Source organism: Hoeflea sp. AS16 (assembly GCF_038900095.1).
Taxonomy (GTDB): Bacteria; Pseudomonadota; Alphaproteobacteria; order Rhizobiales; family Rhizobiaceae; genus Hoeflea.
In genome coordinates this window covers 139,086-157,581 of the sequence record NZ_JBBMQQ010000002.1, presented here as the reverse complement: position 1 = coordinate 157,581, position 18,496 = coordinate 139,086, and the positions used below count along the sequence as shown (strand labels likewise).

At 60.6% G+C, this 18,496-nt stretch carries 19 protein-coding genes and 2 riboswitches; of the genes, 5 read left to right on the top strand and 14 right to left on the bottom strand.

Annotation, left to right across the window (positions count from 1 at the left end; translation table 11 throughout):
• Positions 1-5: 5 nt before the first annotated feature.
• From WNY80_RS06075 to WNY80_RS06040, 8 genes are all read right to left on the bottom strand, one after another.
• Complete coding sequence (locus WNY80_RS06075) at positions 6-1,016, bottom strand: aldose epimerase family protein (protein WP_342886466.1); 1,011 nt, start codon at positions 1,014-1,016, stop codon at positions 6-8.
• A 78-nt stretch (positions 1,017-1,094) separates the two neighbouring features.
• Positions 1,095-2,279 (bottom strand): VWA domain-containing protein, encoded by a 1,185-nt coding sequence (locus WNY80_RS06070; protein WP_342886465.1) that lies wholly within the window; start codon positions 2,277-2,279, stop codon positions 1,095-1,097.
• A gap of 70 nt (positions 2,280-2,349) precedes the next feature.
• On the bottom strand, positions 2,350-2,721 hold the full coding sequence (locus WNY80_RS06065) for a type II toxin-antitoxin system death-on-curing family toxin (protein WP_342886464.1): 372 nt from the start codon (positions 2,719-2,721) through the stop codon (positions 2,350-2,352).
• A gap of 3 nt (positions 2,722-2,724) precedes the next feature.
• Positions 2,725-2,955: a type II toxin-antitoxin system Phd/YefM family antitoxin gene (locus tag WNY80_RS06060; RefSeq protein WP_342886463.1), complete on the bottom strand. Its 231-nt coding sequence runs from the start codon at positions 2,953-2,955 to the stop codon at positions 2,725-2,727.
• A gap of 93 nt (positions 2,956-3,048) precedes the next feature.
• The gene (locus tag WNY80_RS06055; protein WP_342886462.1) at positions 3,049-3,513 is read right to left on the bottom strand and encodes a GNAT family N-acetyltransferase; all 465 of its coding nucleotides are present in this window, start codon (positions 3,511-3,513) and stop codon (positions 3,049-3,051) included.
• A gap of 4 nt (positions 3,514-3,517) precedes the next feature.
• Positions 3,518-4,456, bottom strand: a complete 939-nt coding sequence (gene metA, locus WNY80_RS06050; RefSeq protein ID WP_342886461.1) for a homoserine O-succinyltransferase — start codon at positions 4,454-4,456, stop codon at positions 3,518-3,520.
• A 58-nt stretch (positions 4,457-4,514) separates the two neighbouring features.
• Positions 4,515-4,592, bottom strand: a riboswitch (SAM riboswitch).
• Positions 4,593-4,695: 103 nt separating this feature from the next.
• The gene (locus WNY80_RS06045) at positions 4,696-5,829 is read right to left on the bottom strand and encodes a GGDEF domain-containing protein (protein ID WP_342886460.1); all 1,134 of its coding nucleotides are present in this window, start codon (positions 5,827-5,829) and stop codon (positions 4,696-4,698) included.
• A gap of 123 nt (positions 5,830-5,952) precedes the next feature.
• On the bottom strand, positions 5,953-6,795 hold the full coding sequence (locus WNY80_RS06040) for a MoxR family ATPase (protein ID WP_342886459.1): 843 nt from the start codon (positions 6,793-6,795) through the stop codon (positions 5,953-5,955).
• A 194-nt stretch (positions 6,796-6,989) separates the two neighbouring features.
• Between WNY80_RS06040 and WNY80_RS06035 the strand changes: the two genes are divergently transcribed.
• Positions 6,990-7,364, top strand: a complete 375-nt coding sequence (locus WNY80_RS06035; protein ID WP_342886458.1) for a hypothetical protein — start codon at positions 6,990-6,992, stop codon at positions 7,362-7,364.
• 68 nt (positions 7,365-7,432) lie between these two features.
• Here the strand turns inward: WNY80_RS06035 and WNY80_RS06030 are convergent, their stop codons facing one another.
• Together WNY80_RS06030 and WNY80_RS06025 are read right to left on the bottom strand one after the other, a co-directional pair.
• The gene (locus tag WNY80_RS06030; protein WP_342886457.1) at positions 7,433-9,265 is read right to left on the bottom strand and encodes an ABC-F family ATP-binding cassette domain-containing protein; all 1,833 of its coding nucleotides are present in this window, start codon (positions 9,263-9,265) and stop codon (positions 7,433-7,435) included.
• A 2-nt stretch (positions 9,266-9,267) separates the two neighbouring features.
• Entirely contained in the window at positions 9,268-9,921 is a 654-nt protein-coding gene (locus WNY80_RS06025; RefSeq protein ID WP_342886456.1) for a thiamine diphosphokinase, read from the bottom strand.
• A 63-nt stretch (positions 9,922-9,984) separates the two neighbouring features.
• Positions 9,985-10,091, top strand: a riboswitch (TPP riboswitch).
• Positions 10,092-10,132: 41 nt separating this feature from the next.
• Here WNY80_RS06025 and thiB point away from each other — a divergent pair.
• The 4 genes from thiB (at position 10,133) to WNY80_RS06005 (ending at position 15,145) form a co-directional block, all read left to right on the top strand.
• Entirely contained in the window at positions 10,133-11,143 is a 1,011-nt protein-coding gene (thiB, locus tag WNY80_RS06020; RefSeq protein WP_342886455.1) for a thiamine ABC transporter substrate binding subunit, read from the top strand.
• A gap of 43 nt (positions 11,144-11,186) precedes the next feature.
• A complete protein-coding gene (locus WNY80_RS06015; protein WP_342886454.1) occupies positions 11,187-12,776 on the top strand; it encodes a thiamine/thiamine pyrophosphate ABC transporter permease ThiP in 1,590 nt (529 codons plus the stop codon).
• Entirely contained in the window at positions 12,773-13,498 is a 726-nt protein-coding gene (locus WNY80_RS06010; RefSeq protein WP_342886453.1) for an ATP-binding cassette domain-containing protein, read from the top strand. The genes WNY80_RS06015 and WNY80_RS06010 overlap by 4 nt, the downstream gene beginning before the upstream one ends.
• A 210-nt stretch (positions 13,499-13,708) precedes the next feature.
• Entirely contained in the window at positions 13,709-15,145 is a 1,437-nt protein-coding gene (locus tag WNY80_RS06005) for a M48 family metalloprotease (protein WP_342886929.1), read from the top strand.
• Positions 15,146-15,188: 43 nt separating this feature from the next.
• Here the strand turns inward: WNY80_RS06005 and WNY80_RS06000 are convergent, their stop codons facing one another.
• The 4 genes from WNY80_RS06000 to WNY80_RS05985 form a co-directional block, all read right to left on the bottom strand.
• Positions 15,189-16,052, bottom strand: coding sequence for an RNA polymerase factor sigma-32 (locus tag WNY80_RS06000; protein WP_342886452.1), 864 nt, complete (start codon positions 16,050-16,052; stop codon positions 15,189-15,191).
• 444 nt (positions 16,053-16,496) lie between these two features.
• Positions 16,497-17,066, bottom strand: coding sequence for a CarD family transcriptional regulator (locus tag WNY80_RS05995; RefSeq protein ID WP_269388360.1), 570 nt, complete (start codon positions 17,064-17,066; stop codon positions 16,497-16,499).
• Positions 17,067-17,482: 416 nt separating this feature from the next.
• Complete coding sequence (fdxA, locus tag WNY80_RS05990) at positions 17,483-17,821, bottom strand: ferredoxin FdxA (RefSeq protein WP_342886451.1); 339 nt, start codon at positions 17,819-17,821, stop codon at positions 17,483-17,485.
• A 276-nt stretch (positions 17,822-18,097) separates the two neighbouring features.
• A complete protein-coding gene (locus WNY80_RS05985) occupies positions 18,098-18,487 on the bottom strand; it encodes an RNA-binding S4 domain-containing protein (RefSeq protein WP_342886450.1) in 390 nt (129 codons plus the stop codon).
• Positions 18,488-18,496 lie beyond the last annotated feature (9 nt).

Here is an 18,496-nt window from a genome sequence, read left to right as displayed (position 1 = left end):
TGTCTTCAGCTTTGGATGAACACATGCTCGGTGTGCTGGACCAGTGTCTCGCCGGGCCGCAAGACGGCGCCTGCAAAACCCTCATGATTGGGGCTGTCAGGCCAGCTCTGGGTTTCAAGGCAGAACCCGGCGCAGGCCGGATAGGGTTTCCCGGTCAGTCCGGCAACGGAAGGCTGGATCTTGAAACCGGTGTAAAACTGCAGGCCCGGCTCGGTTGAACGAAGTTCCATCGCAATCCCCGAACGCATCGATCGCGCCAGCGCAATTGTCCGGACCGGCTGCCGCTCGGTGGAAAGGCAGAAATTGTGATCATAGGCCACCTGCCCGTCCGGCCCGTTGCGGCGGATAGCCCGCAAGTCGCGGAAATCGAAATCCGTGCCATCCACATCCCGAATTTCGCCGGTGGGAATCTGGTTCGCATCGACCGGCAGGTAATGGTCCGCGGCAATCATCAGTTCGTGATCGAGAATGTCATCGGCGTCATCGAGGGTGAAATAGCTGTGATGGGCAATGTTGACCAGCGTCGGCCGGTCGGTAACGCTGGTGTAGGTGATGGCCATGCAGCCACCGGCACGAAGCTCGTAGCGCGCCTCGATTTTCACCGTGCCGGGATAGCCCGACTGGCCGTCCGGATCGATGATCGAGAACACCGCATGGTCCGCACCGTGGCTTTCCAGTGTCCACACCCGCTTGGCGATCCCGGCGCTGCCGCCATGCAGGTGGTTGATGCCGCGCTCGTTGCATTCGAGCTGGTAGGCGACCCCATCAAGAACGAAGCGTCCGCCGGCGATCCGGTTGGCATGCCGGCCCGCAGTCTGGCCGAAATAGGGCGAATGGGCTGGATAGCTCTCGAAATCGGGAAACCCCAGCGTCAGTGGCGAGGCATGACCGTCCAGCCTGAGATCCTGCAGCGTCGCCCCCCAGGTCATGATCTTCGCAGTCAATCCGCCGCCCTTGATCGTGACCCGGTGGACGGTCTCACCTTCCGCAGTCTGGCCGAAAGCTTCAATCGTCATGCTGTCTCTCCCGTTGATCAGGTGGCAATGATTCCGGAGAATGGCATGGCCCGGTTTGGCTCGCGGCGCAAGAGCGCCTCAGCGTGTCAGCTGACGCGTCGCTGCTTCGAGCCCGGCAAGCGTCATCGGAAACATCCTGTCCCCGAACAGGTGCCGGATCAGCGCCGTGGAGTGGGTATGCGCCCAGTAAGCTTCCGGTGTCGGGTTGAGCCAGGCCACCTTGTGGAAATGATTGAGCACGCGCGTGAGCCAGACCTGGCCGGGCTCCTCGTTCCAGTGCTCCACCGATCCCCCCGTCGAGACAATCTCGTAGGGGCTCATCGCCGCATCGCCGACGAAGATCACCCGGTAGTCCGATCCGTAGGTGCGCAGCACTTCCTCGGTCGGCAGCAATTCCTGGCGCCGCCGGCGGTTGTCGCGCCAAACGCCCTCATAGAGGCAATTGTGGAAATAGAAATATTCCATGTGCCGGAATTCGGCGCGGGCCGCCGAGAACAGCTCTTCGACCACCTTGATGTGATCATCCATCGAACCGCCGACATCGAAAAACATCAGAAGCTTGACCGCGTTGCGCCGTTCCGGCCGGGTCTTGACGTCAAGCCAGCCATGTTCCGCCGTTGACTGGATGGTGGCGGGAAGGTCGAATTCATCAGCCGCGCCCTCGCGCACCCAGCGCCTGAGCCGTCTCAGCGCCACCTTGATGTTGCGGGTGCCAAGCTCCACCGTGTCGTCGAGGTTTCTGAATTCGCGCTTGTCCCAGACCTTGACCGCACGCCGGTGACGGCTCTCGTCCTGGCCGATCCGCACGCCTTCGGGATTGTAGCCATAGGCGCCAAACGGCGAGGTGCCTGCGGTACCGATCCATTTCGATCCGCCCTGGTGCCGCTTCTGCTGCTCTTCAAGCCGCTCCTTGAGCGTTTCCATCAGCTTTTCGAACCCGCCAAGGCTTTCGATCAGCTTCTTCTCGTTCTCGTCCAGGTGCTTCTCGGCCATCCGCCGGAGCCATTCCTCGGGCAGGTTGCGTGCATCCACGCCACCCTCGCCGCCGATTGCCTCGACACCGCGGAAATAGTGCGAAAACACCTGGTCGAACCGGTCGATGTGACGCTCGTCCTTCACCAGCGCCGAGCGCGCCAGGTAATAGAAACCCTCGACATCGTACCGCGACAGCCCCGCCTCCAATCCTTCGATCAGGGTGAGGTATTCACGCAGCGAGACCGGAATTCTGGCGGCTTTGAGCTCAAGAAAAAATGGCAGAAACATGCGCGCGACAATAGCCACAATGCACTTCGGTTGCCAACCGGTTTAGCGACTGTTCAGCGATCACAGTTTTTCAGATCGAAGCCGTGTTCGCTCTGAGCCAGACGTCGAGAGTATCCTTGGTGAAGGTTCCGGATTCAAGTCGCTCATAAATGAACCGAATTGTTTCATCCTCACCGGCGGTAAGTTCAAGACCATTGAGGTCCAGGAAAATTTCCATGCATGCAAACCCAACACGCTTGTTGCCATCGACGAAGCCATGATTCATGGCAAGGCTCTCCCAAAGCGCCGCCGCCTCTTCAATCAGATCAGTATAATAGCCAGTCTGTGGCCGCAGGAGCGCGGCCTCGATAAGCCCTCGATCCCGGATTCCCGGCGCACCGCCATAGGCCTTGAGCAACATGGCGTGGACGTGGAGCGCTTCGTGAAGAGTAAGATATCGCATGGCCTACTTGGCCAGTGCTTCATACACTTTGTTCCAGCGCTTCATGCTGCGTTCCAACGATGTCTGAACCTTCGGATCGACCGAATTGCCGCCGGTGAGCCGCTCGTATTCTTCCGTTGACAGAATGACCCGGATATCCCGGCCATTCTTGCGAATGGCAACGGGTTCATTTCCCGACGCTTCCAGGAGTTCGCCGAACCGGTTCTTGGCTTCACTTGCCTGCATGACTTTCATAGCCGCTCTCCATTCAATGAACAGCCGGTTTGGCCATTTTAGCCAAAATAGCCAAAATAGCCCACATGTTCAAGTGTGCGGCATCAAGCCATGTTAGCGGCTGTACTTGACGAACGGCGTCAGGGTGGCAATGCGGTCATAGAGTTTGCGCGCGGTCGCGTTGAACTCCTGCGTCATCCAGTAGACGCTCGGGCAACCATCGGCATCGGCTTGCGCATAGACCGCCTCGATCAGGGCCCGGCCGAGGCCGGTGCCACGAACCTCCGGCGCCGCGTAAAGATCTTGAAGATAGCAAACCGGCTCGATCTTCCAGCCATGCCGGTGATAGAAATAGTGCACCAGGCCGGCGGGCTTGCCATCCACCAGTGCCAGCAGGCCGCGCGGCTCGTAAAACGATGCTTCGCCAACTGTGTGCGCGCCAACAATCCGCGACAGCGTGGTCTGGTAGACCTCTTCCGGAACCGTGGATTCGTAGAATTCCAGATAGGACGTCCACAGCCGGCGCCATTCGGGTTCATCGGCAGCCACAATCGGCCGGATTTCAACTTTTCCGGTCATCCATTCACTCCCCGGAATCTGCCAATGACCGGTCCTCGCCGATATCTTCCATGTCGAACGGCGTGGTTTGATAAACCTGGTTGATCCAGTTGCCGAACAACAGGAAGGCATGGCTGCGCCATCGGTTCGACGGCTTCTTGTCCGGGTTGTCATCGGGAAAATAGTTCGCCGGCGGCTTGATCGACGTACCCGCCTTCACATCACGGAAATACTCCTCCGCAAGCGTGCCGGAATCATATTCGATGTGGTTGAAGATATAGAGCCGGTTGGCGAATGCCTCGTGCAACAGGCACAAACCGGTCTGTTCGCTTTCCATCAGCACATCGAAATCCGGCGTCAGATCTTCCCGCCGGACTTCCGTCCAGCGCGACACCGACACCTGGAAATCATCCGAGAACCCCATCAGGTAGGGCGATGCAGGATTGAGATTGCGGTGCCGGTAGACTCCGAACGCCTTCTCCTCAAGCGCGCGCTTTGGCACTCTGTGGAAGTGCCATGCCGCGGCCATCGCCCCCCAGCAGACAAAGAAACTGGAATGGACATGCGTCGTCGTCCAGTCGAGGATCTGCTCCATCTCCTGCCAGTAGGTCACGTCCTCGAATGGCAGTGTCTCGATCGGCGCACCGGTGATGATGAAGCCGTCGAACTTGCGGTGCTTCACCTCGTCCCAGGTGTGATAGAAATTGATCAGGTGCTCTTCCGAGGTGTTCTTCGCAACGTGCGAGCCGATCCGCACCAGCGTCAGCTCCACCTGAAGCGGCGAAGCCCCGATCAACCGCGCAATCTGCGTTTCCGTGGCGATCTTGTTGGGCATCAGGTTCAAAAGCCCGATGTGCAACGGACGTATATCCTGCCGCACGGCAATTGATTCATCCATGATTTGCACGCCTTCACGCACAAGCGCGTCGCGGGCGGGAAGACCATCGGGGATACGGATTGGCATGACGCTTTCAGCTCCAACAAAAAAACCGGCCGCGAATACAACGCTACCGGTCCGGTGGGAACGCGCCCCGTCGGCCATTTAGCGAGTTGTTTAACGTGGCTGCAAGCCGGCCGGCCAAATCACCACAAAAACCAATTTAGTGACGTGCGCCTGCAAGGTCAATCTCGTGTCAATGACGCCCGTTCACGGTCCGCCACGGCGGACTTGAATGCATGTCACGAAGCCAGCGACAGCTGCACTCAGGCCAATTTGGCCTGCCCGGTTTTCGCCACCGGCGATGCAATTCCCCGCACCAGATTGCGGCCGTCATTCTTTGCCTGATAGACCGCCGCATCGGCGGCGGACACCGCGGTCCACAGCTCGTCCCCGGCATCGAGCGCGCTGTATCCGAAACTCGCTGTCAGTCTCAGGTGCCCGGTATTGAGGACAATGCGCAACCGTTCCACGGCAGCACGGAGATGGATTGCCTGGAGCCGTGTTGCCTCTTCATCAAGCCCGGCGATCAGAATGCAGAACTCCTCGCCACCGAGCCGGGCACATATCGCCGCATCGGGTGTTTCCCGTTCCAGCAACCGGGCAAACGCCTTCAGTGTCCGATCGCCGACCGCGTGCCCGTGGCTGTCATTGACCCGTTTGAAGTGATCGATATCGCAGATGATCAATCCCGCAGGCAACGGCTCGGAGGCCGTCCGCAGTGCCTGCGCCTTGGCTTCGAATGCCCTGCGGTTGAACAGGCCGGTCAGCGGGTCGGTTTCCGCATGGCGCTGCAATTGCATCACCAGCGCCACGGAGTAGCGGGCAAACAGGGCAAGGCCCAGCATGATGGCAAAGATCGCGTTCTCGGTCTGCATCGACAGGGCAAACTGGGAACTCTTGAAGGAGGCGTGCGTCGACAGATCCAGGTTGGACAATCCGATCCGGGCAATCCGGCTCACCGACATCAGCACCTGGATCAGGAACACCGAGGCCAGCACCACATCGGTCCGGTGGCTTCTGGCCCGCCAGACAAGCTGACAGCAGCTCAGGTACACGATAGCCGTGAACGCGTTGACGGCTATGACCCGCAGCCAGAACAGCGACCCGTGGTAATTGGCATAGAAAACGGCGCCGAGGACGAGCAATGTCGCGATCCCGATGGGAAGCCACGGCGTATCTTTGCCCATCAGCGAAGCCACGCCCCAGACCAACAGGAAATGGCCGCTGAAAAGCGACCCCATGATGACCAGTTGATAAGCCGGCTGCAGGTCGACATCAACCAGCATGACCACGACGAAACCGATCACCGACAAGAGCCATGCGCCGGCCAGCCTGAGTATCGGCAACTGCCTGCGGTCATGCAGGTACAACAGCAGGAACGCACCGGCAGCAGACACGAAGATTGCTGGCCCGAGCCATTCATATGACAGGTTGGCATACGGCAAGTGGGTCGGCCTTTCGCGAGTGTCCGGAGGACCAACGCTATCAGCCAAACCTAGCCAATTAATTACCAGATCTAACTAATTTCCGCGCTGCCGGGCCAAAAACGCCAGCCGCTCGAACAGGTGCACATCCTGCTCGTTTTTCAAAAGCGCCCCGTGCAGTTTCGGCAGCGCATTCTTGGCGTCTCCGCGAAGCGTTTCCGGCTCCACGTCATCAGCCACCAGAAGCCGGATCCAGTCGAGAGCCTCGGATGTCGAAGGCTTCTTTTTCAGCCCCGCCGTCTCGCGGATCTCGTAGAACTGGGCCAGGGCCTCCCTGACCAGGGTCTGCTTGATGCCCGGGTAATGCACATCGACAATGCGTTGCAGCGTCTCCATGTCGGGAAAGCGGATGTAATGGAAGAAACAGCGGCGAAGGAACGCATCGGGCAGTTCCTTCTCGTTGTTCGAGGTGATGATGACAATCGGCCGCTGCTTGGCCCGGATTGTCTCGCCGGTCTCGTAGACATAGAACTCCATCCGGTCGAGTTCCTGCAGCAGGTCGTTCGGGAACTCGATATCCGCCTTGTCGATCTCGTCGATCAGCAGCACCGTTTTCTTCTCGGACGCAAAGGCTTCCCACAGCTTGCCGCGGCGGATGTAGTTGGCCACATCATTGACGCGCTCGTCGCCAAGCTGGCTGTCGCGCAGACGGCTGACGGCATCGTATTCGTAGAGCCCCTGTTGTGCTTTGGTGGTGGATTTCACCGACCATTCGATCAGCTCCAGTCCCAGCGCCTTGGCGATCTGCACGGCAAGTTCCGTCTTGCCGGTGCCGGGCTCGCCCTTGACCAGGAGCGGCCGCTCGAGCCGGATCGCCGCGTTGACCGCAACGGTGAGATCCTTTTCCGCGACATAGGCGGATGTGCCTTCAAACTGCATATTTCCTCCATGCACCACATTTCCGGCGGCTTGGTTCCATACCGTCTTCAACACCACACTCGGGCGCGTGACGCAACCCGTTCGCGAGATCGGCAGTGTGTGCAAAGTCAGCAGTTTGCGCCAGATCAAGGCAACGCCCGCAACGGCGGGACAGGATGATCGTGACCTGCGCATCGCATCAATTGGAGAATGACATGACGCTTTACCACATTCATCTGGTCATGGCCCGCAACAAGGAATTCCCCGATGGCAATGTCCATCGCGGCTATGACATCCATGCACCGCTGGATAAGGACGGTCATCTCGACAAGGAAGCCTGGGAAAAGGATCCGTCATCGGCAACCGTTGTGCGCTTCTGGGATGGTGAACGCTCCGAGTTGGGCTATCTCGTCCATCATCCGAAAGGCGGCTGGGTATTCGACTATGACCCCGCCGACGAAAGTGATGACGAAACCGGTTTCCGGCTCTCCAACCACGTCTTCAAGACCGGGGAATACATCTCGATCCGCGATCACGGTGCGGACGAACTGCATACGTTCGTCATCGCTTCGGTCACAAAGGCCGATTGAAACATCAGCCCCTGCGCTGGTGAATGCATGTTGCGCTCAAGCGGCCTCCGCTGAGCGCAACTTTCTTGTCAGCTGCCCTCGATTTCCTCTCGCAGGATCTCGAGTTCCATCCATTCGCCTTCCATCGCCTCGATCTCGCTCCTGAGCGCATCATGGGTCTTGGCGCGCGCCGCAAACCCGTCCGGGTCCTTGGCAAACAGCGCCGGATCAGCCATTTCCGCCTCGATTTTCGCGAGCTTGGCCTGCGCTTCCTCGATCTTGCCGGGAAGCGACTCCAGCGCAAATTTCTGCTTGTAGGAAAGCTTGCGCGATGAATCCCGGTTGGCCGCCTGGGATTTGGGCGCCGAAGCCGTGTTGCCGGCCTCCTGTGCCGCCCGGGCCTTTTTCTCCCGCGCCTCCGTGCCGCGTTGCGTCAGCATGTCGGAATATCCGCCGGCATAGGCGATCCATCGCCCGTCCGGTTGCGACGGATTCGCCGGCGCCAGGGTCGATGTGACCGTCCGGTCGAGAAAATCACGGTCATGGCTGACCAGGATCACGGTTCCCGGATAGGAGGCGACAACTTCCTGCAGCAGGTCCAGCGTCTCCATGTCGAGATCGTTGGTCGGCTCATCGAGGATCAGCAGGTTGGAAGGCCGCGACAGGATCCGCGCCAGCACCAGCCGCGCCTTCTCGCCGCCCGACAGGTTGCGGATCGGGGTCCGTGCCTGCTCCGGCTGGAACAGGAAATCCTTCATGTAGCCGGTGACATGCTTGGCTTCGCCATTGACGATCAGGCTGTCGCCACGCCCGTCGGTGAGATAATGCGCCAGTGTTTCGTCCGGATTGAGCACTTCGCGGCGCTGGTCCAGAACCGCGATGTCAAGCTTCGATCCGTGCCGGACAAAGCCGGTGTCGGTTTCAAGTTCGCCGATCAGCATTTTCAGAAGCGTCGTCTTGCCCGCGCCGTTGGGGCCGACAATACCGATGCAGTCACCGCGATTGATCCGCATCGAGAAATCGCGCACCACTGCCGGCGCATCGCCATAGCTCTTCGAGATGCCTTCCGCTTCTATCACCAGCTTGCCCGAATCGCGGCTCTCGGCAACCTGTGCATTGATCCGCCCCTGCGGACCCTTGTGACCGCGATGCTCGGCCCGCATGGTCTTGAGATCCGACAGCCGCCGCATGTTGCGCTTGCGCCGTGCCGTCACGCCATAGCGCAGCCAGTGCTCCTCGCGCTCGATCTGCCGCCCGAGCTTGTGCTGCTCCAGCTCTTCGGCTTCCAGTACGGAATCCCGCCAGGCCTCGAAATGCGCAAACCCACGATCAAGCCTGAGCGACCGGCCACGGTCGAGCCAGACGGTGGCCCGACTGACCCGTTCAAGAAACCGCCGGTCATGCGAAATCACCAGCAGCGCACCGCGGCTGCGCGTGAGTTCCTCTTCCAGCCACTCGATGGTTGGCAGGTCGAGATGGTTGGTCGGCTCGTCCAGAAGCAGGATATCCGGCTCCGGCGCCAGCACCCGCGCAAGCGCCGCCCGGCGGGCCTCGCCGCCCGAAAGCGTCTGCGGATCGGCTTCCCCGTCAAGGCCGAGATGCTCGAGAAGATAACTGACCCTGTGCGGATCGTCGCTCGGGCCAAGCCCCGCTTCCGCATAGGCCTGAACCGTCGAAAAGCCTTCGAAGTCAGGTGCCTGCGGCAGGTAGCGGATGGTCGAGGACGGATGCCTGAAAACCTCGCCCGATTGTGGCTCAACCTGTCCGGCGGCGATCTTCAGCAGTGTCGACTTGCCCGAACCGTTGCGACCGACAAGGCAGATCCGGTCGCCCGGTTCCACCTGCAACTCCGCCCCGTCAAGCAGTGGCGTCCCTCCAAAGGAAAGCGTGATGTCGTCAAGTTTCAGAATGGGAGGCGCCATGCTCAGGCTCCGGAAAAATCATGAGGGCGGGCGACGATGAGGGCGCGTCCGGACACAAGGCTGGCGGTCAGACGCCCCTCGGCCACATTCGAGATGGTGCGTGACGCGCCAAATGCAATATCGGCATTGTCGAGCGGATACTTCGCCCCCGACAGGCTGAGCCCGTTCAGCGCCGTGAATGCAACAACCGAAAACAGCGACCCGGCGGGAAGATCGAGATCGCGCGATCCGGGCAGCAGCGGAACCGCCTCCTCCACGCCGGAGGTCAGCACCACATCCAGTCCCCGTTCGGCAAGCGTAACGGCCTGCAGCAGGTGCGACAGCGCATGGTCGGTGCGCGCACCGCCAAAGGAGCCGACCAGGATCAGCCGGGTGGCGCCACGCTCGATCGCCTGTTCGATGGCCAGTTCGCCGTCGGTGAAGTTCTTTTCCGCAGGGAACGGCAGCCGCGGGATAGCCGCATGCCGTGTGGTCAGATCAGGGGAAGTTGAATCGAAATCGCCCACCCACAATTCGGGCGTCATCCCGAGCGCTTGCGCGTGCGCCATGCCGCCATCGGCAGCAATCGCCCGCGCGCCCCCGGTCAGTGCCAGAACCCGGTCGTCAATCTCGAGCGCCCCGCCCAGCAGGATTGCAAAAGTGGAATGTGAACTCATGGCGCAAGCCAATAGCAGCTTTGCGCGCACTTGCCAGCGTCTGGAAGAAATTCTATGTCTTGTCTCGCTCTAACGGGGTGCCTGGCGTCTGCCATGCTGAGAGACCAGATGGTCAACCCGAAGAACCTGATCCGGTTTGTACCGGCGGAGGGATTAGACGTGCACATCGCGCCTATTCCTGTTTTTTCTGAACCAAAGGAGGCGCGATCCAATGCGCAATTACAGATTTGTCCCTGCTGCACTGGCAGCTCTTTTTCCCTTCTTCGCCACGCCCGCCATCAGTGCCGACAAGACATTGACGGTCTACACCTATGAAAGCTTCATTGCCGAATGGGGTCCCGGCCCGAAGATCGAGAAAGCCTTTGAAGCCGAGTGCGGCTGCGATCTCAAATGGGTCGGCGTTGCCGATGGCGTCGCACTCTTGAACCGCCTCAAGCTCGAAGGTGACAAGGCCGAGGCAGGCATCGTGCTCGGACTGGACACGAACCTGGTTGCCGAAGCCAAGGCCACCGGCCTGTTTGAAGACCATGGCCTGTCAACAGACGCGGTTTCCGTTCCCGGCGGCTTCAGCGACGAGGTGTTCATTCCCTATGACTACGGCCATTTCGCCGTGATCTATGACACCGAGACCATCGCCACTCCGCCAGCAAGCCTCAAGGACCTGGTCGAAGGCGACCCGGACCAGAAGATCGTCATTCAGGATCCGCGCACCTCGACGCCGGGCCTGGGCCTGCTGCTGTGGATGAAATCGGTCTATGGCGATGACGCCGCCGCGGCCTGGGAAAAGCTCTCCAAGCGCGTCCTGACCGTCACGCCGGGCTGGTCGGAAGCCTATGGCCTGTTCACCTCGGGCGAAGCGCCGATGGTTCTCTCCTACACCACCTCGCCCGCCTACCACATGGTCGCCGAGGAGACGAACCGCTACCAGGCAGCCGAATTCTCCGAAGGCCATTACCTGCAGATCGAGGTCGCAGGCCTGCTCGCCAACGCACCGGACAAGGATCTGGCACGTCAGTTCCTGGGCTTCATGATGACCCCGGGCTTCCAGAACGAGATTCCCACCAACAACTGGATGATGCCGGCCGCTGAAATCACCATGGAGCTCCCGGAAGCTTTCGCCACACTGGTCTCGCCGGAAAAGACGTTCCTCTACTCGCCTGAGGAAGTGGCGGAGAACCGTGCTGCCTGGATCGAGGAATGGCTTGGCGCCATGAGCCGCTGATCCCCTTGCCATGCTGACCCGGGCCGAGCACCGCACATCACGAATGGCAGGCATTGCCGCTCTGCTGTGCGTCGGCCTGGCGTTGGCGGTGCCGGTGGCGGTTCTCGTGTCTCACGGCGGTGGGGCCGGATTGTCATCGGGTCAGGGCGATTACCTACTCCGCATCACCCGCTTCACCCTGCTGCAGGCGGGTCTCTCGACCCTTCTCAGCGTGGCTTTCGCGGTGCCTCTGGCCCGCTCCCTTGCCCGCCGCCCCGTCTTTCCGGGGCGGCGCTGGCTGATCAACCTGTTTGCCGTACCGCTTGGATTGCCGCCCCTGGTGGCCGCCCTCGGGCTGATCGAGATCTGGGGCCGCAATGGCATCGCCAACAAGGGCCTGTCCGTTCTTGGTGTCGAAACCCCGTTTTCCATCTACGGCCTCAGCGGCATTCTCATCGCCCACGTGTTCTTCAACCTGCCGCTTGCCGTCCGGCTGATCCTGCCCACGATCGAACGCCTGCCGCCGGAATACTGGAAGACCGCCGCCAATCTCGGCATCGGCGGCCTTTCCCTGTTCCGCCTTGTCGAATGGCCGGCCATGCGCCGCGCCGCGGCGGGCGCTGCCGGACTGGTGTTCATGCTCTGCGCCACATCCTTCACCCTCGTGCTGGTGCTCGGCGGCGGACCGGCGGCAACCACGCTGGAAGTCGCGATCTATCAGGCGCTGCGCTTTGATTTCAATCCGGGCCGGGCAGTGCTGCTCTCGCTCGTGCAGGTCGGCCTGACCCTGGTGGTGATGCTGGCGCTCAGGCTGATCTCGGTTCCCACCGATACCGGAGACACCAAGGGCGGCGCCACGAACCGACCGGATGCAAGAGGCGGCCTGCATGCCGTCCCGGATGCGATGCTGATCGGCCTGGGTGGTTTTTTCGTTGGCGCACCGATGATCGCCGTGATCGTTTCCGGATTGAACGCCGATATCTCCCGCCTGCTTGGCGACAGCCTGTTCTGGCGCGCCACGGCAACCAGCCTGCTGATCGGTGTCGCCGCCGCGTCCCTGTCGGTCCTGCTTGCCAGCCTGTTGGTGCGGGCCCGCTATTCGGCCGACACCCCGCCCCGCTCACCCATGATGGGCTTGCTGGCGGGATTGTCGGGTGCGGCCGGATCGCTGACGCTTCTTGTCCCACCCGTCGTTCTCGGCGCCGGATGGTTCCTCATGCTTGGCGGCGGCACGGGGCAATTGCTCGCGCCCCTGGCGGTGATCATTCTGGTCAACGCGCTGATGGCGCTGCCATTCGTCATGCGGGTGATCGAGCCTGCGCATTCAAGCACCATGGACCGCAACGGAAGGCTGGCCGTGTCGCTCGGCCTTGCCGGCATCAACCGGCTCTGGCAGATCGACATTCCGGCCATGCTGCCGGCGCTGGCGACCGGCTTCGTCTTCGCCGTGGCACTGTCGCTGGGGGATCTGGGTGCCATTGCGCTGTTTGGCAGCGATCGGATCATGACCCTGCCCTGGCTTTTGTACCAGAAACTGGGAAGCTACCGGACCAGCGACGCCGCCGGACTGGCGCTGCTGCTCGGAGGGTTGACCATGGGGCTCATGCTATTGGCCGACAGGCTCGGCAACCGGAACGGAAGCGGACAACGATGACACATGAACCTGCAATTGTGTTTGACGGCGTTGTCTATGGCATCGGCAATCTCAGCACCGAATTTTCCTTCCGGCGGGAGGCCGGGACCGTGACCGCCATTCTCGGGCCTTCCGGCGCCGGCAAATCAACACTGCTCAATCTCGCCGCAGGTTTCCTGAATCCGGACGCCGGCCGGATCCTGCTTGATGGCAGGGATGTCACCGGGCTTGAGCCATCCGGTCGCGGCATCTCGATGGTGTTTCAGGACAACAACCTGTTTGCCCATCTCGATATCCGCACCAATATCGGGCTTGGCATCGATCCTTCGCTGCGGCTGGACAAGGCCGGCTGGGCACGGGTCGAGATGGCGCTCGAACGGGTTGGCCTTGCAGGCTTTGGAAAGCGCATGCCCGCCACCCTGTCCGGTGGCGAACGGCAGCGCGTGGCGCTCGCCCGCGCCTTTGCCCGCCGCCGTCCTCTGCTGTTGCTCGACGAGCCGTTTGATGGCCTCGGCCCCGGCCTCGCCGCCGACATGCTTGGCCTGATGCTCGAACTGCGCGCAGAAGTCGGCGCAACCGTGCTGATGGTCACGCACGACCCCGACGAGGCCCGCAATGCAGCCGATCAGATCCTGTTCATAGCCAAAGGCCGGATTGCCGCCGATGCACCCGCAGCAGGCTTTTTCCAACGCCACGATCTGCCGGATCTGGCGGCATACCTTGGGGGCAGCGCCGAAGAGTGAGGCGACGCCACAATTTCGACGCGAGTGTTTGCCACTGGAGAAGCGGCGCAAATTGGGATAGACCTGAGCCTGAGTTCCGGCTTGTGAGATTTTCAGCTTCCGTCCCGGCATCAAGATGACCAAACAACAATCCGGACCATGGCCAAGATCGCTGCGCCCCACACAAAAACGAACCCGCTGATCGGCAACAAGCTTCGCCTCGCTCTGGTGATGACGGGCAGCCTGTTGCTGTTTGGCTGCCAGACGCTCGGGGTTGATGTCTATCAGCCCAGCGTCAGGCCGTCCGACACCCCGCAGACGGCGGAAAAGGCCGGTGCTTCCGACCCACGCACCCGCATTGGCGCCAACGAGCACCCGCGAATCATCGCCAGCTATGGCGGCGAGTTCCGCGATGCCAAGACCGAACGGCTGGTTGCCCGCATCGTCGGCGCATTGACGCTCGTTTCGGAAAATCCAAGCCAGGCCTACCGGATCACCGTGCTCAACTCGCCCGCCGTCAACGCCTTTGCCCTGCCCGGTGGCTATCTCTACGTCACCCGCGGCCTGCTCGCACTCGCCAATGACGCGTCGGAAGTGGCCGCCGTGCTGTCGCATGAAATGGCCCATGTCACCGCCAACCACGGACTGGAGCGCCAGCGGCGCGAACAGGAAGTCGAACTTGCCGGACAGGTGGCCGAGGAATTGTTCGCCAATTCCATCGCCGGCCGCCGCGCCGTTGCCCGCGGCAAGCTGTCCCTGGCCGCCTTCTCCCGCAACCAGGAACTGCAGGCCGATGTCATCGGCGTCAGAATGCTCGGCGAGGCAGGATATGACCCCTATGCGGCAGCCCGGTTCCTCGAATCCATGAATGCCAACCAGCATTTCAACTCGGTCGACCCCGACGCGGATTCAAGCCTCGACTTTCTTGCCAGCCACCCCAACCCACCGCAGCGGATCCAGCTGGCAAAGAACCATGCGAGAGCATTCGGTCAGGAAGGCGTTGGAGACCGCGGCCGCGACTATTATCTCGATGGCATCGACGGGTTGCTGTTTGGCGACAGTCCAAACGAGGGATATGTCCGCGGCACCGAATTCCTCCATCCGGTTCTGGGCGTGAAATTCCGGGTGCCGGCAGGATTCCGCATAGACAACAACGCCGATGCGGTCATGGCGACGGGCCCCGGAGATCTGGCGATCCGCTTTGACGGCGTGACCGACAACAGCAGGCAATCAATGACGGATTATATTGCCAGCGGCTGGGTCACCGGTCTTGATCCGTCCACCATCAGGCAGACCCGCGTTGACGGCTTGCCGGCCGCAACCGCACGCGCCAGTGCCGACCGCTGGGACTTCGATATCACCGTGATCAGGTTGAAAGACCGGATTTACCGGTTCCTGACCGCGGCTCCGAGCGGCAGCGACAAGCTCGAACCGGCTGCTTCGGTCGTCAGGGCCGGCTTCCGCAAGATGTCCGCCCGTGAAATCAGGGACCTGCAGCCCCTGCGGATCAGGATTGTCACCGTCGCCCCTGGCGATACGGTGGCGTCGCTCGCCGCGAAGATGACGGGTGTGGAGCGCAAACTCGAGCTGTTCAAGCTGCTCAATGCGGTCTCGTCGACATCTGTCCTGTCACCGGGACAAAAGGTCAAGATCGTCACCGACCGGTAATCCGGCGGCAAAAGCTCTCTCGCCGAAAGAACTCCCGAAACCTTCAGAGGCCTGCGATTTCAGGCGTCTCGGTCGTCAGCACCGCTTTGAGCTTTTCCAGCGCACGGTTTTCGATCTGACGTACCCGCTCCTTGGAAATGCCGAGTTCCGATCCAAGCGCTTCGAGCGTCGCTCCATCCTCGCTCAGCCGCCGCTGGCGGATAATCCGAAGCTCGCGCGGATTGAGCGTGTTGAGCGCATCATCGAGCCAGATGTTGCGGCGTTCCTCGTCGATGATGGTCGAAACCTGCTCGTCGGGCAGCGGCTCATCGCTCTTGAGAAAATCCATCCGGTCGGACGAGGCGCCGTCTTCGCCATTCGACATCGGCGCATTCAGCGATGAATCCGATCCCGACAATCGCGCGTTCATCACCTCGACATCCTTGGCACGCACGCCGAGCGTGGTCGCGATCTGGGAATGGATGGCGCTTTCGGGAAGCGATGGCTCATCCTGGGCAAGCCGCGCGCGGAGCCGCCGCAAGTTGAAAAACAGTGCTTTCTGGGTCGAACTCGTTCCGCCGCGCACGATGGACCAGTTCCGCAGCACGTAGTCCTGGATCGAAGCCCGGATCCACCAGGTGGCGTAGGTTGAAAACCGGACCTCCCGTTCCGGGTCAAACCGGGCGGCGGATTCGAGCAGTCCGACATGGCCTTCCTGGATCAGGTCGTTCATCGGCAGGCCGAAATTGCGGAACTTGGCCGCCATCGAAATCACCAGCCGCATATGCGCCATGGTGATCTGGTGCAGCGCGTCCTGATCCTTGTTGTCTTTCCAGCGCACGGCCAGATCGTGTTCCTGTTGCCGTTCAAGGTACGGAGCAGCCATCGCAGCACGCACCATCTGTCTGTTTGCGGAAATCGCTGTCATGACACCCTCCGGTCTTTTCGACTGATCATCTGACTCTACGTGGGCGAGAGCTGAATGGATCATCAAGCCTGATGAAATAAGTGTGATCAGGAACACCCGGACGCGAAAGTACAACGCCCTTGGGGAAACACATTTGAAGACAAATGGTTCCATCATTTCTGACCGGGGAGAGCCACAACCGAAATATCGGCAAACAGATTACAGTTGTTTTTTGCCAATGCTCTGCGCGGTCTTGTTGCATCACTGCCGGGACTCTTTCCGGTCAGCATTCCCGCAGAATACCAGGCTGCGTACTTCGGATATGTTCATTGCCCAGGCTGGTTACATCGCCTCAACAGGGCAGCAGTGCTCGGAAAAAACCGGCGGGCAGCGCATGCAGGAATCAAAAAGCCCGGGCGCTTGGGGCAGCCCGGGCTTGATTTCCAAGACGGAAGGAGGAGTGGCTCAGGCAGCCTCTTCCTGTGCGCCGTCCTCGTCATTGGCCTTGCCGCGCTTCGGCCCCTTGTTGAGGTTGACCTCGATCAGGCGCACGGCTTCGGTGTCGGACATCTTGTTGACGGCACCGAGTTCGCGAGCCATCCGGTCAAGAGCCGCTTCATAAAGCTGGCGCTCCGAATAGGACTGCTCGGGCTGGTTTTCAGCGCGGTAAAGATCGCGAACCACTTCCGCGATCGAAATCAGATCGCCGGAGTTGATCTTCGCATCATATTCCTGCGCACGGCGCGACCACATGGTCCGCTTGACCCGGGCACGGCCCTGAACAACTTTCAGCGCGCGCTCGACAAAATCTGTTTCCGACAGTTTGCGCATGCCGATTGTCGATGCCTTGGCGACCGGCACCTTGAGGCGCATCTTGTCCTTTTCGAAATCGATCACAAACAATTCAAGCTTGTGGCCTGCAACTTCCTGTTCTTCGATTGCAACGATCTGTCCAACGCCGTGGGCTGGATAGACGATCGATTCACCGGTCTTGAAACCCTGTCTCTGTGAAGGCTTTTTCTGCTGGGTTGTCATGCGTTTTCAAAACTCCCTGTTACGGAAACGGACACTGGGAGCCGGGCATGGCTTGCCCGGACCGGTCCTGCGACGGCCGGCAGGCCCATCGCACTGACAACGCTATCAAGAGCAAGACAAGTCAAAAATCGCAGCCGATCACCGCGCGGAATATGGCAATCCGACAGCTTTGCACTGCAAGGAAAGGGCCACCGCTGTAAGGGACGTTTGCTTCCGTTTTTTGCTTCTTGTTTCGCCCTGGCGGCGCCTTGAAGATGTCAGTAATAAGATATGTATCACAAAAAATGGTGTAAATCAATGATTTGCGCGAACGGCTGAACAGCCCGCGGCAAAACATGTTACGATTTGGTTAACCATGCGGCGGCGCACAGGCCAAATCACCGCATTGCAGCAATATCACTGACTGGTTTGGGCGATCAATCGCCTTCGCCGGGCTCGGGCGAGAAGTATTGCTCGAACTTGCCTTCCTTGCCGTCAAATTCCTTTGCGTCGGCAGGCGCATCCCGCTTGATGGTGATATTGGGCCATTTGTCGGCAAATTCAGTGTTGACCTCAAGCCACTTCTCAAGCCCCGGCTCGGTGTCCGGCTTGATCGCTTCGGCCGGGCACTCAGGCTCGCACACACCGCAGTCGATGCATTCATCGGGATGAATGACCAGCATGTTCTCGCCCTCGTAGAAACAATCCACCGGGCAAACTTCAACGCAATCCATATATTTGCAGCGAATGCAGTTGTCAGTCACCACATAGGTCATACGTCTCTCCTGAGGCTCCTTGCATACAGGCTCGGTCGGCTTGGGTCCGGCTGCCCGCAAATGCATCATTTCCAGAGCGTTACAGTGAATATCGCGATCGTCGGAACGAAGCTCGCACTGTAGCTATCAACGGCGGTGAGGTACCGGCTTTGACGCCGTATTGCAAGACATCAGATGTTGGCAAAGCGCCGCAGCAAAGCGCCGGTGAACAAACCTCGCTCCCACCGGCCCGATTTGCGAATGAGCTTCTCCCCGACATCAAGGGTCAAGGGATTTTCATGCGTCATCATCCGGATTGCGAAACTGATCTATTTTTCGCCTGTCCCGCTTGGTCGGGCGGCCTGAACCCGGCTCGCGCTGCGCGGCAACGGGTTCCGCCTCGCCCGCTGCGGCCGGCTTGGGCGAAATATCCTCGTAAAGCAGTTGCGCTTCGGGTGCCGGACCGCGGCGCTGCCCGCAGCCAAGCACCCGCAGCACCAGGATACGCCGCTCCAGCGTGATCGTCAGCACGTCGCCGGGCTTTACCAGAACACTCGCCTGGTCGATCTTCTCGCTGTTGATCCGCACATTGCCCCCGGCCGCAAACTTCCCGGCCAGGGTTCTGGATTTGATGATGCGCGCGAAAAACAGCCATTTGTCTATCCGCTGCCGCGCCGCCTGCTCCACCGGATCCGC

Excerpts from the sequence above, each read along its gene's own strand:
- WNY80_RS06075 (WP_342886466.1), bottom strand. The coding sequence starts at position 1,016 with ATGACGATTGAAGCTTTCGGCCAGACTGCGGAAGGTGAGACCGTCCAC.
- WNY80_RS06070 (WP_342886465.1), bottom strand. The coding sequence starts at position 2,279 with ATGTTTCTGCCATTTTTTCTTGAGCTCAAAGCCGCCAGAATTCCGGTC.
- WNY80_RS06065 (WP_342886464.1), bottom strand. The coding sequence starts at position 2,721 with ATGCGATATCTTACTCTTCACGAAGCGCTCCACGTCCACGCCATGTTG.
- WNY80_RS06060 (WP_342886463.1), bottom strand. The coding sequence starts at position 2,955 with ATGAAAGTCATGCAGGCAAGTGAAGCCAAGAACCGGTTCGGCGAACTC.
- WNY80_RS06055 (WP_342886462.1), bottom strand. The coding sequence starts at position 3,513 with ATGACCGGAAAAGTTGAAATCCGGCCGATTGTGGCTGCCGATGAACCC.
- metA (WP_342886461.1), bottom strand. The coding sequence starts at position 4,456 with ATGCCAATCCGTATCCCCGATGGTCTTCCCGCCCGCGACGCGCTTGTG.
- WNY80_RS06040 (WP_342886459.1), bottom strand. The coding sequence starts at position 6,795 with ATGCAGTTTGAAGGCACATCCGCCTATGTCGCGGAAAAGGATCTCACC.
- WNY80_RS06035 (WP_342886458.1), top strand. The coding sequence starts at position 6,990 with ATGACGCTTTACCACATTCATCTGGTCATGGCCCGCAACAAGGAATTC.
- WNY80_RS06030 (WP_342886457.1), bottom strand. The coding sequence starts at position 9,265 with ATGGCGCCTCCCATTCTGAAACTTGACGACATCACGCTTTCCTTTGGA.
- WNY80_RS06025 (WP_342886456.1), bottom strand. The coding sequence starts at position 9,921 with ATGAGTTCACATTCCACTTTTGCAATCCTGCTGGGCGGGGCGCTCGAG.
- thiB (WP_342886455.1), top strand. The coding sequence starts at position 10,133 with ATGCGCAATTACAGATTTGTCCCTGCTGCACTGGCAGCTCTTTTTCCC.
- WNY80_RS06015 (WP_342886454.1), top strand. The coding sequence starts at position 11,187 with ATGGCAGGCATTGCCGCTCTGCTGTGCGTCGGCCTGGCGTTGGCGGTG.
- WNY80_RS06010 (WP_342886453.1), top strand. The coding sequence starts at position 12,773 with ATGACACATGAACCTGCAATTGTGTTTGACGGCGTTGTCTATGGCATC.
- WNY80_RS06005 (WP_342886929.1), top strand. The coding sequence starts at position 13,709 with ATGACGGGCAGCCTGTTGCTGTTTGGCTGCCAGACGCTCGGGGTTGAT.
- WNY80_RS06000 (WP_342886452.1), bottom strand. The coding sequence starts at position 16,052 with ATGACAGCGATTTCCGCAAACAGACAGATGGTGCGTGCTGCGATGGCT.
- WNY80_RS05995 (WP_269388360.1), bottom strand. The coding sequence starts at position 17,066 with ATGACAACCCAGCAGAAAAAGCCTTCACAGAGACAGGGTTTCAAGACC.
- fdxA (WP_342886451.1), bottom strand. The coding sequence starts at position 17,821 with ATGACCTATGTGGTGACTGACAACTGCATTCGCTGCAAATATATGGAT.